The sequence below is a fragment of the Nonomuraea sp. NPDC048901 genome (genome assembly GCF_040649695.1).
In the GTDB taxonomy this organism is placed as follows: Bacteria; Actinomycetota; Actinomycetes; order Streptosporangiales; family Streptosporangiaceae; genus Nonomuraea.
On the sequence record NZ_JBEZFW010000003.1, the window covers coordinates 28,773 to 43,398 of the forward strand.

The 14,626-nt window shown below is 66.8% G+C and carries 14 protein-coding genes and 1 riboswitch; of the genes, 2 read left to right on the forward strand and 12 right to left on the reverse strand.

The genetic code is table 11. From position 1 onward, the window contains the following. Positions 1–47 precede the first annotated feature (47 nt). Positions 48–668 carry a MerR family transcriptional regulator gene (locus tag AB0C30_RS09835; protein WP_357941566.1) on the forward strand — a complete coding sequence of 207 codons (621 nt, stop codon included), beginning with the start codon at positions 48–50 and terminating at the stop codon, positions 666–668. Positions 669–692: 24 nt separating this feature from the next. Here AB0C30_RS09835 and AB0C30_RS09840 read toward each other — a convergent pair whose 3' ends face one another. The 12 genes from AB0C30_RS09840 to AB0C30_RS09895 all read right to left on the reverse strand — a co-directional run bounded on the left by AB0C30_RS09840 (position 693) and on the right by AB0C30_RS09895 (position 13,326). Continuing rightward, complete coding sequence (locus AB0C30_RS09840) at positions 693–881, reverse strand: hypothetical protein (RefSeq protein ID WP_357941568.1); 189 nt, start codon at positions 879–881, stop codon at positions 693–695. Positions 882–978: 97 nt separating this feature from the next. Continuing rightward, positions 979–2,529: a multicopper oxidase family protein gene (locus AB0C30_RS09845; protein ID WP_357941570.1), complete on the reverse strand. Its 1,551-nt coding sequence runs from the start codon at positions 2,527–2,529 to the stop codon at positions 979–981. Between the two features lie 58 nt (positions 2,530–2,587). Further along, positions 2,588–2,950 (reverse strand): hypothetical protein, encoded by a 363-nt coding sequence (locus AB0C30_RS09850; protein WP_357941572.1) that lies wholly within the window; start codon positions 2,948–2,950, stop codon positions 2,588–2,590. Between the two features lie 88 nt (positions 2,951–3,038). Further along, entirely contained in the window at positions 3,039–3,584 is a 546-nt protein-coding gene (locus tag AB0C30_RS09855) for a hypothetical protein (protein WP_357941574.1), read from the reverse strand. Continuing rightward, positions 3,581–4,660, reverse strand: a complete 1,080-nt coding sequence (locus tag AB0C30_RS09860) for a PLP-dependent cysteine synthase family protein (protein WP_357941576.1) — start codon at positions 4,658–4,660, stop codon at positions 3,581–3,583. Before AB0C30_RS09860 ends, AB0C30_RS09855 begins: the two co-directional genes overlap by 4 nt. Before the next feature lie 482 nt (positions 4,661–5,142). After that, a complete protein-coding gene (locus tag AB0C30_RS09865; protein WP_357941578.1) occupies positions 5,143–5,916 on the reverse strand; it encodes an SDR family NAD(P)-dependent oxidoreductase in 774 nt (257 codons plus the stop codon). A 171-nt stretch (positions 5,917–6,087) separates the two neighbouring features. Next, complete coding sequence (locus AB0C30_RS09870) at positions 6,088–8,526, reverse strand: heavy metal translocating P-type ATPase (protein ID WP_357941580.1); 2,439 nt, start codon at positions 8,524–8,526, stop codon at positions 6,088–6,090. Positions 8,527–8,678: 152 nt separating this feature from the next. Continuing rightward, the gene (locus AB0C30_RS09875) at positions 8,679–10,184 is read right to left on the reverse strand and encodes a VanW family protein (RefSeq protein ID WP_357941582.1); all 1,506 of its coding nucleotides are present in this window, start codon (positions 10,182–10,184) and stop codon (positions 8,679–8,681) included. Between the two features lie 69 nt (positions 10,185–10,253). Further along, a complete protein-coding gene (locus AB0C30_RS09880; protein WP_357941584.1) occupies positions 10,254–10,691 on the reverse strand; it encodes a hypothetical protein in 438 nt (145 codons plus the stop codon). 18 nt (positions 10,692–10,709) lie between these two features. Continuing rightward, positions 10,710–11,660 (reverse strand): M48 family metalloprotease, encoded by a 951-nt coding sequence (locus AB0C30_RS09885; protein WP_357941586.1) that lies wholly within the window; start codon positions 11,658–11,660, stop codon positions 10,710–10,712. Further along, a complete protein-coding gene (locus tag AB0C30_RS09890; RefSeq protein WP_357941588.1) occupies positions 11,657–12,046 on the reverse strand; it encodes a BlaI/MecI/CopY family transcriptional regulator in 390 nt (129 codons plus the stop codon). Before AB0C30_RS09890 ends, AB0C30_RS09885 begins: the two co-directional genes overlap by 4 nt. A gap of 608 nt (positions 12,047–12,654) precedes the next feature. Continuing rightward, on the reverse strand, positions 12,655–13,326 hold the full coding sequence (locus tag AB0C30_RS09895; RefSeq protein WP_357941590.1) for a CHAP domain-containing protein: 672 nt from the start codon (positions 13,324–13,326) through the stop codon (positions 12,655–12,657). A gap of 12 nt (positions 13,327–13,338) precedes the next feature. Continuing rightward, a riboswitch (cyclic di-AMP (ydaO/yuaA leader) is annotated at positions 13,339–13,485 on the reverse strand. A 557-nt stretch (positions 13,486–14,042) separates the two neighbouring features. On the opposite strand from AB0C30_RS09895, the gene AB0C30_RS09900 reads away from it, so the two are divergent. Then, positions 14,043–14,483, forward strand: coding sequence for an NlpC/P60 family protein (locus tag AB0C30_RS09900; protein WP_357941592.1), 441 nt, complete (start codon positions 14,043–14,045; stop codon positions 14,481–14,483). Positions 14,484–14,626 lie beyond the last annotated feature (143 nt).

Below are 14,626 nucleotides of genomic sequence, written 5' to 3' on the forward strand. Positions count from 1 at the left end.
GGGTGGGTGGGACTCACCCCGCTGATGTCCGTCTCGAACCGGTAGGGGTGAGCACCTTGCGGATAGGCGAGCTGAGCAACAAGAGCGGCTTGTCAATCGCTACGATCAAGTTCTACCGGCGCGAGGGCCTGCTTCCTCCTGGGCGTCCGCTGCGCTGCAACCAGGTCGAATACGACGACGGCCACCTCTATCGCCTGCGGCTGATCCGGGCTCTGGTAGAGATCGGCGACCTGTCACTGCCCACCATCCGCACACTAATCGACGCGACGGAGGACCCGTCGCAGCCGGTACGGCAACACCCGCCCGCGGGTTCGCGGCGCACCCCGATTCGGCCCGCCAAGTGGGGCCAGACCAGGGAACAGCTGATCAACCTGCTCCTCGCGGGCGGATGGCGGGTGCAGCCCGAGGCGGAAGCGCTCGACACGGTGGCGGACGTGCTCGTGGCCTTCGAAGAGCTCGGCCACGACCTCCAGCCCGCCCTGCTGGCCGGATACGCGCGGCTCGCCAGGGAAACGGTCGCCATCGAAATGCGCCTGGTCAGAACGTCGCGTCGAACTCCGCCGCTGACGCAGGCCGCCGTCTTCTACGAAAAGCTCTTCGACGCGCTGCGACGGCTCGCCCGAGCGGACTGCCACGTCGGCAGGAGGCAGGCAAAGGCCACCGGGTAGGCAGATCTCAGGTGACGCCCGCTATCAACGCCGTGACCACCTGGCGCAGCGTTCACGCAGGTCGGGGGCATACAGGCCACGGGTGAGCAGGAGCTGGTGCGCCGCGCCGACCAGCGCGAGCGCGAGCGAGGCGGTGTCGGCGTCCGCCGCGACCCTGCCCTTGTGCTCATGAGCAGTGAAATCACCACCCAGTAGTGCTGGAACAGTCCCCATCTGGTGCCCCATGACCGCAGCAGTCCGGTGGCCAGCGAGGCGATGCTCACGGGAACGAGGACGTACCAGCCGATCACGTCCAGCGTGAGGTACGCGATCAAGTCTGCTGGTATCCGAGGAGGGTCATCATCCCGGACTCGGCGTGGTAGACGTTGTGGCAGTGGATCATCCAGATGCCCGGGTTGTCGGCGTTGAAGTCCACGTCGAGCTTGTCGTTGGGCATCACGATGGCGGTGTCCTTGCGGATGCCGGTGGGCAGGGCGAAGGTGTGTCCGTGCAGGTGCATCGGGTGCCACATGGTGGTGCGGTTGACGAAGGAGAGGCGGACCCGTTCTCCTGATCGGATGGGCGTGATGGTCCTCGGGTCGTACTTCTTGCCGTTGATCGCCCAGCTGTAGTCCATCATGCTGCCGGTGAGCTCCAGCCTGATGGTCCGATCCGGCTGCTTCTGTGGGAGTCGTACGGCGTCCTGGGGTTGGAGCTTGGCGTAGTCGATGACGTCGCTGTCCAGCTCTTTGGGGCGCAGCGTGGGGTTTGGCGCGGAGGCTTGCGTGCTGGTTCGGATCAGGCCCCGGGTCAGCGCGTCCTTGCCCTCCGCCAGGGCGACCAGGGGGAAGACGCCGTCTTTGAGGGTGACCAGGACGTCGTAGCGTTCGCCCATGCCGATGAGCAGCGCGTCGGTGTCGGCGGGTTGTACGGCGAAGCCGTCGGTGTGGGTGACGGTCAGCCGGTGGCCGGCGAGAGCGACGCGGAAGGCGGTGTCGCCGCCCGCGTTGATGATCCGGATGCGTAGCCGGGTGCCCGGCTTGGCGCGGAAGGTCGCCGGATCTGCCGGGATGCGGCCATTGAGCAGGAAGTGCGGGTAGCGCACGTCGCCCGCGTCGCCGCCCAGCAGCGGACTTGTCGCCCCCATGAGCATGTGGTTGCCCATGCCCGATGATGGGCTGGGCGTCATGTTCATGCTGCCGTGGTCCATTCCGGGCATCGAGGACGCCGACGAGCTCGGTTGCATCATGCCGCTCATACCGCGCGAGAGCTCGGCCAGTACCTCGTCCGGGTTGCCGGTGACACCGTCGAGCCAGTCGTCGAGTACCACGACCCATTCCTCGTCGTAGTCCAGCGGCTCGCGCGGGTCCTCCACGATCAGCGGCGCGTACAGGCCGCGGTCCAGCTGGGTGCCGGAGTGTGGGTGGAACCAGAAGGTGCCGGGATGCGGCGCGGTGAACTCGTAGACGAACTCGGCCCCTGGCTTGATCGGCTGCTGGGTGACGCCGGGCACGCCGTCGGCGTCGTTGCGTAGTGCCAGGCCGTGCCAGTGGATGGTGGTGTCGGTAGGCAGTTGGTTGGTCAAACGGGCCCTTACCATCTGGCCCGCGTTGACGCGGATCTCGGAGCCGGGGATGCGCCCGTCGTAGGCCCAGGTCCGTACTGTCGTACCGCCCAGATCCACCTGCGCTTGCGCGGCGATCAGGCGGAAGTCCCTGACGGTGCCTGGCCGGCGAGCTTGCTCCGCGGCCCGCACCTGTGCGCCAGTCGGCGTGACATATGCGGGCGATGGGGTGGGGCCGGCATCGCTGCAGGCGGTGAGTGCGGCTCCGCCCAGCAGGCCGAGTCCGGTTCTGAGCAGGGTGCGTCGATCGATGTCCATGGGTGTCGCCTCGTTTGTAAGGTCGCGCTCAGTGGGATGACGGCGGTCCGGGGACGGTCTAGATCCGGAGCACGACCAAGCGCGTCAGCTCGGGCGGCGGCGGTCCGCGCAGGGATCGACTGAACCAGAGGCCCCCACGCGATCCCGCGTGTGAAGGAGCCTGGCCGGCACTGCCGGAGCGCGGCCGGAGAAGCAGCCAACCGGCGGCCACGCCGAGAATCGCCAGGCATACCCAGGCCGATGTCGTCGGATCGCCGGGATGCTGTCCCGAGTGGGAGATGACGTCGCTCAACGAGGCGTGGTTGCCCACCATGGGCGAATCGTGCTCGCCCGCATGGCCGATCGTGTGCATCGCCATGACGCCGAGAACCACGAGCATGAGCAGCATCAGGCGCGGAACGACCCGATGCGCATGCTTCATGAGCAGAGCATATGGCAAGCGCTATGGTGCGTCGTAAGATACACCGCCTTTCGCCATGATCGGCAGCGAAGTAGCAGGTGAAGCTTCCCTACAATTTACTATCAGCAGTAGCAGTGGTTCTGTACCGTTGCTCGATTTTGGCCAGCCTCCAGTACGCCATGCTGCCCAGCCAGGTGATCAGGAACGTCCCGACGACGAAGTAGCCGATCGTGTTGAGATCCAGGCCGGTGAGGAGGGCCCAGGGCTGGCGATCGGCGACGCCGAGCTTGTCGGTCAGCACGCCGATGAGCTCGATCGTGCCGACGACGAACGCGACGAAGATCGACAGGCTGGTGGTGGACAGGTTGTAGTAGATCTTGCGCAGGGGATGAGAGAAGGCCCAGCCGTAGGCGCGGCACATGAGGGCGCCGTCGAGCGTGTCCCACAGCGACATGCCGCCCGCGAAGATCAACGGCAGTGAGATGATCGCCAGCGGGGGCAGGGCGCCGCCCGAGGCGGCTCCCGCCGAGATGCCGATGACGCCGACCTGGGTGGCGGTGTCGAAGCCGAGCCCGAACAGCAGGCCGACGGGATACAGCTGCCAGCTCTGGATCGGCCGGTTGAACGAGCGCACCTGCGCCACCGTGGCCGTCACGGGGCCACGACCGTCGTGCACCGGGTCCAGCGCGTCACCTCGGCGTCCGCTGGGTGGCCGATGTGGTCGGGTTCGGTTTCGGGCTCGCAGTCGAGCAGGCCGTGCTCGGCGCAGTAGACGTCGTTGAATATCGTGTCGAAGTATCGTTGTGGCCCGTCGGGGAAGATCGCCGCGATGCGGGTACCAGCGGGTTGCGTTCTGGCCAGCCAAGAGGCGACCAGCGCGACCGCGCCAACGCTCCATCCACCGGAGGCGTAGTGCCCCGCGGCCAGCCGGCGGCAGGCCCACACCGCCTCGGGCGGCGCCACCCAGTGGACCTCGCTGAAGCTGTCGTAGGCGACGTTGCCGGGGTGGATGCTGCTGCCCAGGCCGCGCATCAGCCGAGGGCGGGCAGGCTGGCCGAAGATGGTCGACCCGATCGTGTCCACGCCCACGAGACGTACCTCTGGGCAGAGTCGCTTGAGCGTGCGGTACACGCCCGCGCTGTGTCCACCGGTGCCGACGCTGCAGACCAGGATGTCGACGCCACCCACCTGCTCGGCCAGTTCACGGGCCAGCGAATCGTAGGCACTGATGTTGTCGGGGTTGTTGTACTGATCCGGGCAGTACGCGCCCGGATACTCCAGCTTCAGCTCACGCACCCGCTGGCGCCTGGCCTCCTGCCAGCCGCCGACAGGATGCGGCCGAGTCACGGTTTCCACCTGCGTGCCGTACGCGCTGAGCAGATGGTGCATCATCGGCTCCATCCCCGGATCGCTGACCAGGATGACCGGATGCCGGTAGACGATCCCGGCCAGCGCCAGCCCCAGGCCAAGCGTGCCGCTGGTGGATTCGATGATCGGCTCACCCGGCCGCAGCTGCCCCCGGCACCGCGCCTGACCGATCATGTACAGTCCAGGTCGGTCCTTGATCCCCCCGGGATTGTGACCCTCCAGCTTGGCCCAGAAGCGGTGCGAACCGCCGCCCCACAGCTCCGGGATCCGCAGGACAGGCGTACCGCCGACAAGTCCCGCGAGAGAGGTACGCCGGGTGGCCGCCCGTATTCGGGCAGGCTGACGCCAATAGATGGTGTTCATGATGTAAGTCCTCGCCCCTGATGGCTACACATGGATGTACGGCAGGCGCGGCCAGACAAGGCACACGCCAGGGACGACTACACCCGAGAAACGCACACCACAGACAGCAGGGAAGTGCCCGCACGCGAATCAGCTCGTGACAGATCGGCAGACAGAACTGAACGCGAGAGTCCAGCCACCACGCCTGCGACAGGCACGGTCACCCGGCAACGCTCGGCACCAGCAGGTGCGAACTCCGACGGCGGTTGGACGGAGAGACACTCGCAGACGCAACGCTACATCGCTAACTGTAAATCACCTGTAGACGTTGAGTAATCAAAGGCAGAGTCTGTGACCTGCCGTCACGCGATCGACGGCGACGTGGCAAATGACCTAAGAGGCGCCGTATCTTGGGCTCACGTTCGGTCGAGATGAGTATCTACTACACAAGATCGTACATACTGTGGCCTGCCGTCAATTCGTAGGCGCTGCCAAGCCGAGACTCAGGGTGCCGAGAGGCCTCGCGATGCGCGGCCCATCAGGGTGATGGCGGTCCGGCGCGGTAGCAGATGGCTGATCAGCGGCGCGCAGGCACGCATCAGTGCACCCGGGACGATACGTGGTCCTCGCCCAAGTGCCCGCAGGGCGGCGGCGGCCACGACGTCGGGCGTGACCGTGCCGGGGGCCGGCTTGGCCATGGCCTCGCGCAGGTTCGGTGTCGCGACCGCCCCGGCGACGCAGGTGAGGACATCGACACCGCTGCCGTGAAGCTCCGACCACAGCCCCTCGGCCAGCACGGCGCCGAACGCCTTGGTCGCCGCGTACGCCGCAATGCCGGGCGAGCCCTGATTGCCGGCCAGTGAGGACATCACCACGAGCCCGCCACGGTGCCGGGCCGCCATCGCCGGCAGGTAGTGCCGCGCCAGCAGGAGGGGAGTGCGGCAATTCAGGTCCAGCATCGCGGTCAGCGCGGCCTGATCGAGGTCCAGGAACGAACCGACCGGCGCGTATGCCGCGTTGCACACCACCAGTCCGACCTCGCGGTCCTCCGTGGCCGCGAACACCTCAGCCAGCCCGTCCGCGGTGGACAGGTCGGCGCTGACGGTAATCGTCTGGACGCCCAACTGCGTGGACAACTCGCTCAGCGGCTCCGGACGCCGGGCGACCAGCACCAGGTTGAGCCCCCGCTCGGCCAGCGCGCCCGCGAACGCGGCGCCGATGCCCTCGGAGGCGCCGGCGATCACCGCCCACTTCCCGTACTTCTGCGCGAACCTCATGCCATGACCGCCGATCTTGAGGACAAATGCGTGGAGACAGTAGCAACCGCCCCGTGAACAGACTTTGCCGGGTCGCTTCCGCGATGATCGCGTCCTCATAGATCTGGTGGTACGCCTCAATCACATCGCTGCCTGGAAGGTGCTGTGCAGCGCGAGCGAGGGATGGGCGACTCATCGGGCCGGGAGAGGTTCGGCGTCTGCGGCTTCGACCTTGCCTGGGACGGGCAGGCGCAGGCGTTTGAGTGCCAGGGCGTTGACGGCGACGATGACGCTGGAGCCGGACATCGACAGCGCGGCGATCTCGGGGCGCAGCACCAGGCCGAAGGCGGGTTCGAAGACGCCCGCGGCGATGGGCAGGGCGATGGCGTTGTAGCCGATCGCCCAGCCGAGGTTCTGACGCATCTTGCGCAGGGTGCCGCGGCCGATGCGCAGTACGGTGGGCACGTCCAGCGGGTCGGAGCGCATGAGCACCACGTCGGCGGTCTCGATCGCCACATCAGTGCCTGCGCCGATGGCGATGCCCAGGTCGGCCTGGGCCAGGGCGGGCGCATCGTTGACGCCGTCGCCGACCATGGCGACTTTTCGTCCGGCCGCCTGCAGTTCGCCCACCTTGGCGGCCTTGTCGCCGGGCAGCACTTCGGCGATCACGGTGTCGATGCCCAGTCGTTCGGCGATCCGCTGGGCGGTGGCGGCGTTGTCGCCGGTGAGCATGACGACCTCGACGCCGAGTTCGTGCAGGGCGGCCACCGCCGCCGCGGAGGTCTCGCGGGGCGCGTCGGCGATGCCGATCACCGCGGCCACCGTGCCGTCGACGGCCACCATGACCGCCGTCCGGCCGCCGGCGGCCACCTCCTCACGGCGCGGACCGAGTTCGCCCAACTCGATTCCCTCGCGCTCCAGCAGGCGCCGGTTGCCCACGACCACGGTGTGTCCGGTCACTTCGGCGATCGCACCATGCCCCGGCACGTTCTCGAACCGGTCGGCGCGCACGATGCCCAGGCCACGCGCGTCGACATGGTGGACGATCGCCTCGGCCAGGGGATGCTCGGATTCGCGTTCCACGGCGGCCACCAACCGCAGCAGTTCGTCTTCCGTCCAGCCGTCGGTGATCACATCGGTGACCTCGGGTTCGCCCTTGGTCAGGGTGCCGGTTTTGTCCATGACCACGACCTGGATACGTGCGGAGGTCTCCAGCGCCATGGCGTTCTTGAACAGTACGCCGCGCTTGGCGCCCAACCCGGTGCCTACCATGATGGCCGTAGGGGTGGCCAGGCCGAGCGCGTCCGGGCAGGTGACGACCACCACCGTGATGGCGAACAGGATCGCGGCGCTGAACGGCCGACCGGCGCCCAGCAACCAGACGGCGAAGGTGAGTCCACCGCCGATCAAAGCGACGAACACCAGCCAGAACGCGGCCCTGTCGGCCAGACGCTGCCCGGGGGCCTTGGAGTTCTGGGCCTGCTGGACGAGCTTGACGATCTGGGCCAGCGCGGTGTCGGCGCCGACGTTGGTGGCCCGCACCCGCAGCGTGCCGTTGCGGTTGATGGTCGCTCCGACGACGGCCGAGTCCGGCCGCTTGTGCACCGGGAGGCTCTCGCCGGTGACCATGGATTCGTCCACCTCGCTCTCGCCCTCCTCGACGACGCCGTCGACGGGGACCTTGGCCCCCGGGCGGATCAGCAGCAGATCCCCGACGGCCACTTCGGCGGTGGGCACCTCCACCGGCTGTCCGTCGCGGATAACGACCGCCTTGGGCGGGGCCAAGTCGAGCAGGGTACGGATGGCGTCGCTGGCGCCGCCCCGGGCGCGCATCTCGAACCAGTGCCCCAGCAGCACGAACGAGGCCAGCACGGTGGCCGCCTCGTAGAACACCTCCCCACCGCCGGTGAGGGTCACCACCACCGAGTACAGCCAGCCCGCGCCCACTGCGACGGCGACCAGCACCATCATGTCCAGGGTGCGCGCCCGCAGTGCCCGCACTGCCCCGTCGAAGAAGATCCAGCACGAATAGAAGATCACCGGCAGGCTGAGCACCAACGCCCAGACGTCTATGCGCAGCCCGAACGGCACCGCCAGGTTCAAGCCCAGCACGTCTCGGCCGATCGGCGACCACGCCACGATCGGAACCGACAGCAGCGCCGCCACCAGGAACCGGTTGCGCATGTCGGCCACCATCGCGGCCATCGACATGCCGGCGTGCCCGCCATGTCCCATCATCTCGTGCGGAGAGGATGGCTCCCGGCCGTCGCCGTGTTCTGCCTGATGCTCTACGTGTGCGGGCGCTGCGTGGCTCCCCGGTATGTTTTGACGAGGCTGGCCGGGTTCGGCCATCGGGTCGCAGATGTTAGACGGCACCGCTTGCCCGGCGCAGTGGTAACCGCACTCGATCACCCACTTCCGGAGGTCGGCCAGCGACGTCCGGGACGGGTCGAACACCACCGTCGCCGTCTGGCCGACCGGATTCACCTCGACGTCGAGCACGCCTGGCCGGCGGCCGAGCCGGGCGGCCACGGCGTTCTGCTCCGACGCCCACTGGAGGCCGCTCACGTCCAGGATCGCGGTGCGGGAGCCCTTGTGATGATCGTGGTGAGCATGCATGGGACCTGTCACGGGCCTGCCTCCTTCACACCGGAGGGTGCCCGGCAGGCACTCTCCTATCACGTATCGTAGATTCACTCTTCCTGGCTCCGGACTGAGGCTCACGCCCAGTCACGGCGCTCGCCGACTCCACGCCGCTGATCGCACCGACCACCCAAGAGCCCTTAAGTGCAGGTGAGGCGGGGTTCGGGGGCGTACACGGTGTGAAACTGCTGCTTGCGTACGGTCTTGCCGTTCTCTTTGAAGATGCGCCACACGTCGATGGTGAAGCCCTCGGCGCCGCCCATCGGGATGCACTCGGGGCCGGAGTCGGTGATCGTGGTGATGGGTTTGACCTGGTAGCGGGATGAGCTTTGCGACTCGATGTCGTAGCGCTTGGTGCTCCAGAACTGGACGGTGATCGAGGTGCCCGTGTACGAGGTTTTGATCAGCACGCCGTACGGGGAGTCGTTGCGCCAGCGGAAATCGGGCTGGGGGAAGGAGACCGTGGACTCACGTCCGGCCGGGTATCGGGAGATGTAGTACTGGTGCGGAGTGTGCTGCACGTCTTGGAAGCCGCCGAAGAACACCGCGTTGAACATGGTGGTGGCGAACTGCGAGACGCCGCCGCCGACGTCGTTGACGAACCGGTTGTTAAGGATCATGGGTGCCTCGACGAAGCCGCGTGCCTTGTCCCGCTTGCCGACCAGGCCGTTGAGCGAGAACGTCTCGCCGGGCTTGACCACGTATCCATCGACGATGTCGGCGATGCGGTGGATGTTGGTCACGCGTGGCGCGCAGCAGGGATGGCGGGTGGTGAAGGAGCTGACCTTCTCCTTGATGCCGAGCTTCTTGGCCGCCTCGGTGGTCACCCGAGGTTGTGTCAGGGCGACGGGCACGTCCACACGTCGGCCGCCCGCCGCCAGAGTGGCGGAGATCGCCGTGCCAAGGGCGTTGACGTCGATACCGCGTCCAACGCGGGCGTGGATGAGCTGCGGCTTGCCGTTCGAGATCTTGAACGAGGCGTCCCTGGGGCGTTGAGGGGGCAGCGCACGTACTTGCAGGTCGACTGACTGGCGTTTGCTGGTGAAGGCCGCGCGTATGGCTCTCCCTGCGGCTTCACGGTCGAGAGCGCGTCCGGCTTTGGGCCGTACGACCTGAGGTTCGAGCCCGCGGTACCGTACGGTGCCCTCGCGGGGCGTGGCATCGATGCTCTTGGCCAGGTCGGCGAGCTTGGTGGTGAGGCGCTGCTCGTCCACGGTGACCGTTGGCTGGAGTTGACGGCTGCCGAAGAGTGATCGGAGGATGCCCGCCGGCGTGGTCGCGCCGTCGAGGGCGGCCCGTACGGTTGCTTCTGCATCGAAGGCCAGGCCCAGGTCGGTGGGAGTCACCCGTCTGGTCTTGCCGACCGCGACAAGCGCGAGCGGAAGCGCGGTCCGTTTGCCGAACTCCCGCTCCAAGCGGGAGCGGGCTTCGGCCGGAGACAGACCGCCGATGTCGACGTTGTCGACACGTGTGCCCGGCGGAACCTCTCCGGCAAGCGCGATGGCGGGCAGGGCGTAAGCCAGCACTGGAACGGCGATGACGGCGGTCACGACGACGGCCAACCGGGCCCGCCGACTCCGCAGGGCACGCCGGGAGCCGCTCCGGGACACCGGCGGGCTTGGCTGGGTGCTCGTCGAGCGGTTCATGGCGTCGCGGGACGGTAGGCTGACACCCCTAGCCGTGGATCGCGCATGGGAAGAGTGTAGCCCGCTCTACTAATGTTCATAGTAGGTAGGGCAAATCTTGAGGGCGCGCATCCGGCGGCGGAGCGCCTCGCCGAGCATGAACACCGAGGCGATCGCCAGTACAGGCTGCACCGGAGCGAAGTAGGTGAGTGCGCCGCTCGTCCCGAGAGCGGTGACGACGAGCTTGTTGCATATGGGGCAGCCGACGGCGAAGGCAGAGAGCAACCCTCCGCTCAGCGTCTTCTTCTGCTGGCTCGGCGGGGGCTGAACCGGGGCGACATAGGTGGCGACGATCAGACCGCTCAGGATCGCGGTGACCAGCCACACCGGGTAGTTCCACCACAACACCGGCGTCATGCGAGAAAAGTACGAGGTGGGAATGATCCCGGTGGGAACGCCGACGATCACTGCGGTGACGCACCCGGCCACGAATCCAACGAGCCACTGTCTCCTGGTCCAGATACGCATCGCGAGAGGTCCTTTCGACTACCCGATGACCGGGCAGGAAATCAGAAAGGTGATCAAGGAGGGGACGATCAGCGCGAACCCCGGCGCCGCCAACAGCCCGCTGACACCGAGAATGCCAAGCACTCTGTCGCGCCCGCAGGCCGGCGTGACGGGGCTGAGCAGGCGCTTGACACGGGTGACGGTCGACTCGCCGCCGGCTCCCAAGGTGGCCGCGGGGGTGGATGCCCTGGCGACGGCTATCAGCGCCGACGCGATTACGCCGCGCGCATGCTTCCGTGCGGCGACGTCATCGGCCAGCAGCTCCACAAGGTGGGGCACCGCGGTTCCCGTCGCGGCGAACACGGGAAGTCCGGGAAATGCCTTGGCGGCGACCTGGGCGGCCGTGAGCAGGAGGTGATGACGGCCGGTCACATGGGCCCGTTCGTGGGCGAGCACCGCAGCCACCTGACGGTGATCAAGCGCCGCGAGTGCTCCACTGGTGATCACGATCACAGCGCGGCGGCCTGGGACGCAATAGGCAGCGGGCTCGTCGTGCTGGACGACGAGCGCGCCGAGCTCTTGCCGCTCGCGTCCGATCAGCCGGACAGCCTTCCGGTGCCTGATTCGGCAACGCCGTCCGGTCCAGAGCACGGTCAGGCTGGCCCAGCCGACCCTGATGGCGATGCCGCCGGCGACGGACAGGCCCGCCAGCGCGGCCAGCGGGCGGGCCGTGAACGGAGAAACATGACCCGACAGCATCTCACCACAGGCCATGATCAGCGCGGCGACCTCGTCCCCGATGGCGTGGGCGGGGAAGGCGAGCTGCAGCCCGGCCAAGGCTCCCGACGCGATCACCGATGCACAGCCGGCCAGCCACGCGGCGATCGACAGCCGGGGAGAGTCGCGAAGCCGTTGGCTGCGCATGATTAGTCGTGGCAGTCCCCATGCCGTGATCGCCGCATGCGCAACAAGGGCGCCCTCGACGATCACTGCTGGTCGCTTCGGTGAATGGCGGCATCGAGGGCAGCGTGCTCCTCAGGGGTGAGCCGCTCCAGGAAATGGACGAGCGTCATGGCCTGGTTGCCGCCCTTGGCCAGGGCCTCCTGCATGATCTGGGCACTGTAAGCCTCGTGGCTCATCACGGGCTCGTACAGGTAGGCCCGGCCGGATGGGTGGCGGCGCAACAAGCCCTTCTTGTGGAGGTTGTCCATGACCGTCATCACCGTGGTGTAGGCAAGGACCCGGCGGCGCTGCAGCGCCTGAAGCACCTCACGAACAGACACAGGGCCGTCGCATGACCAGATGTGGCCCATGACAGCGGACTCCAGCTCACCAAGACCGCGCGCCATTCCGCCCCTCCTAATCCTATCCATCATAGTAGCGATGGTTGGCGACGGCGCGAAGACTGCTGCTCGGATGTGGCCCGTCTCCCTGCATTCATCTCCGTCCGGAGCGGTCGACTATCTACTGCTTCGTGTAGTGGGAGAGGTGTTACGTGCGCGGGGGGATGGGTAACGGAGGTCTGAGCCGCCGTCGCGGTGGCCGGTGCAGCGAAAGCGAGGACGAGAGATGACGTTGCAAGTCGGGGAGATGCTCTCCGCCTACCCCAAGGACCTTGGTGATGTCGACCAGGCGAAGCTTACGAAATGCATCGAAGAGTGTCTCCGGTGCGCTCAAACGTGTACGGCCTGCGCGGACGCCTGCCTGAGTGAGGACATGGTGGCCGAAATGGTCAAATGCATACGCAGCGATCTGGACTGCGCGGACATCTGCGAGACCACTGCTCCTAGGACGACGTGCCCGGCATCACGGGGGCGAATGCCGAGTACGTCCGAACGGATGGCTGCGGTTGTCCCCTCCCGGGAGGACCAGCCAGCCGACTTTTCACTATATGACATAGTAGGATCGGCCGCTAATGCTGATGCGCGGATAGCCGCATAGCAGCTCTCTTACAGCAATTGCCGAAGCGACGGCTTCCCTGATGTCAGGACTTGTACTGCGGATAGCCATAGCCGACGACGTCGGACTTGGGTCGCACCCGCTCCTCGACCTTCCCATTGCCGGTGTTGCCTTCGATCGCGGTGATGGTGCCGTCGCGGTTGTCCTTCTTCACCAGGCCCATGTGGTCGATGGAAGTAATGCTCTTGTCGCCGCCCCATGCGTAGTAAACGACGGCTCCGGGCTTGGCAAGGGTGCCCCAGCGTCCGTTGTTCTTGAACCACCGCGCCCATGTGACCGTATAGGCGTCCCATCCCATCGTCGGCCTAACGCCGGTCTGCTCACCGACCCAAGAGACGAACATGGCGCACCACGGAGCGTTGGCGTAGGCCTGAAGGCTTCCTCCGTCGCGGGCCAGAGTCTCCTGGGCCCTGGGGGAAGTCATGTACCAGCTGTGGAATCGGGTGCCGCCGCCGCTGGCGTTCTCCGTCGTCCCCACCTGCTGCTGGGCCAGCTTCAGCACGGCGTCCGCTGTGACCTGGCGCTGGGGCTGGGAGGAAGTCGCAGACCGCGAGACGCCAGTTTGGGTCTCGCTGGCGTGGTCGCTGGCGAAGGCGGGCGTACTGGTGATGAGTGCACTGGCCACGGCCGCTGCGGCGAGGGTGAGGCCGTGCTTACGGGCGGACCTGCCGTAGCTCGGCAAGAGGTGTTTGGACATGCGGGGAATGGCTCCTTGCTTCCATGCCGCCTACCGGGTTAGCTGACGGGTTCGGGCGTGGAAGTGCCCTACGGAGCCCCGTTGGGACGGGCGCACCGATTCACCCCAAGAAAGTGGATCCCCGGCTCCGCGAGAAAGCGGACTCGGCGGCCGCGGCTGCGATCTGCACACAACGCCGGTGCAGACGAGACGCGGTCTCGGCAGTACAGGCCACCATCGGAACGCTGCGGCCTTGGGCCTGTAAAGGTATGCAAGCCAAATGGCCAGCGCAAGCGAAACCTTTGGAAGCCGACCCGAAGGCCCTGTGTGGCCTAGGGTTCAGCCATTAATCCTTTACCTTTACCACGGCGTGGTGCCGTGCCTGAGCGGTGGGCCGCTGTGTCGCTGTTCGGGTTGTGCATAATGTCGCAGTGACTATGAACCGTAGTAGCGTGCTGCCCCGAGCGGTGTACCTCGTGGCCGGACTCGTGGTTGCAACGCTGGTGGCGGGGATGTTAGCCCTCGTCGACTACGAGCGACCGGCGAAGCCGCCCCGGCGTCTTCGGGCTGGACGCGGGAAGCCGGGCAAAGCTCGCCGGCGCCTGAACCGCCTGTTGTGGCGGCCCTCGACCGTCTGCGGGAGCCACACCTGCTTGTGGTCGCGAATCGTCCGCTGCCTGAACAAATGATCGAGCGGGTTCGAGTACGCAAAGGCGTGAGCTCCATGGAGATCGTCGATGCGGCGGCGATACCGCTCGGCGGTAGGAGGGTGGGAACGGTGGGGGTGGAACCATCGACCTTCCGGGCCTACACGCCCAAGCCGACCGTGCGCGGCGGCGAAGAGCAAACTGGGCGCCCCGTATGTCTGGGGCGCCGAGGGACCTGACGCCTTCGACTGTTCCGGCCTGATCCAGTGGGCCTTTGGCAGGGCGGGCATTCGGCTGCCGCGGGAGACGCATCAGCAGTTCGCCAGTGGACCCCGGGTCCCGTTTTCCCAGATGCGATCGGGTGACCTGATCTTCAGGCGGCTGGACCCCACCAACCCGGGCTACATTTCCCATGCCGCGATCTACTGGGGCGACGGAAAGATGATCCAAGCCCCGCAGGCGGGGGACGTCGTCAAACTGGTGCCCGCCCACACGCGCAATCTCGCAGGCGTGGTGAGGGTGATTGAGTGATCACGCGTTGACCCGCTGCGGTGCTTGCCTTGCGTATAACAACGTGTAGCGCACGGTATTGGTCGGTCTGCGTTGGATAGATCTTTTATGCCAAAAATCTCATTTCGGTAACCAGCCACCCTTTCTACCTACTACAGTCCTTC

What these genes read in the sequence shown, in the direction of transcription:
- AB0C30_RS09840 (WP_357941568.1), bottom strand. Translation starts at nt 881, where the DNA reads ATGGGGACTGTTCCAGCACTACTGGGTGGTGATTTCACTGCTCATGAG.
- AB0C30_RS09845 (WP_357941570.1), bottom strand. Translation starts at nt 2,529, where the DNA reads ATGGACATCGATCGACGCACCCTGCTCAGAACCGGACTCGGCCTGCTG.
- AB0C30_RS09850 (WP_357941572.1), bottom strand. Translation starts at nt 2,950, where the DNA reads ATGAAGCATGCGCATCGGGTCGTTCCGCGCCTGATGCTGCTCATGCTC.
- AB0C30_RS09860 (WP_357941576.1), bottom strand. Translation starts at nt 4,660, where the DNA reads ATGAACACCATCTATTGGCGTCAGCCTGCCCGAATACGGGCGGCCACC.
- AB0C30_RS09865 (WP_357941578.1), bottom strand. Translation starts at nt 5,916, where the DNA reads ATGAGGTTCGCGCAGAAGTACGGGAAGTGGGCGGTGATCGCCGGCGCC.
- AB0C30_RS09875 (WP_357941582.1), bottom strand. Translation starts at nt 10,184, where the DNA reads ATGAACCGCTCGACGAGCACCCAGCCAAGCCCGCCGGTGTCCCGGAGC.
- AB0C30_RS09880 (WP_357941584.1), bottom strand. Translation starts at nt 10,691, where the DNA reads ATGCGTATCTGGACCAGGAGACAGTGGCTCGTTGGATTCGTGGCCGGG.
- AB0C30_RS09890 (WP_357941588.1), bottom strand. Translation starts at nt 12,046, where the DNA reads ATGATGGATAGGATTAGGAGGGGCGGAATGGCGCGCGGTCTTGGTGAG.
- AB0C30_RS09895 (WP_357941590.1), bottom strand. Translation starts at nt 13,326, where the DNA reads ATGTCCAAACACCTCTTGCCGAGCTACGGCAGGTCCGCCCGTAAGCAC.
- AB0C30_RS09900 (WP_357941592.1), top strand. Translation starts at nt 14,043, where the DNA reads ATGCGGCGGCGATACCGCTCGGCGGTAGGAGGGTGGGAACGGTGGGGG.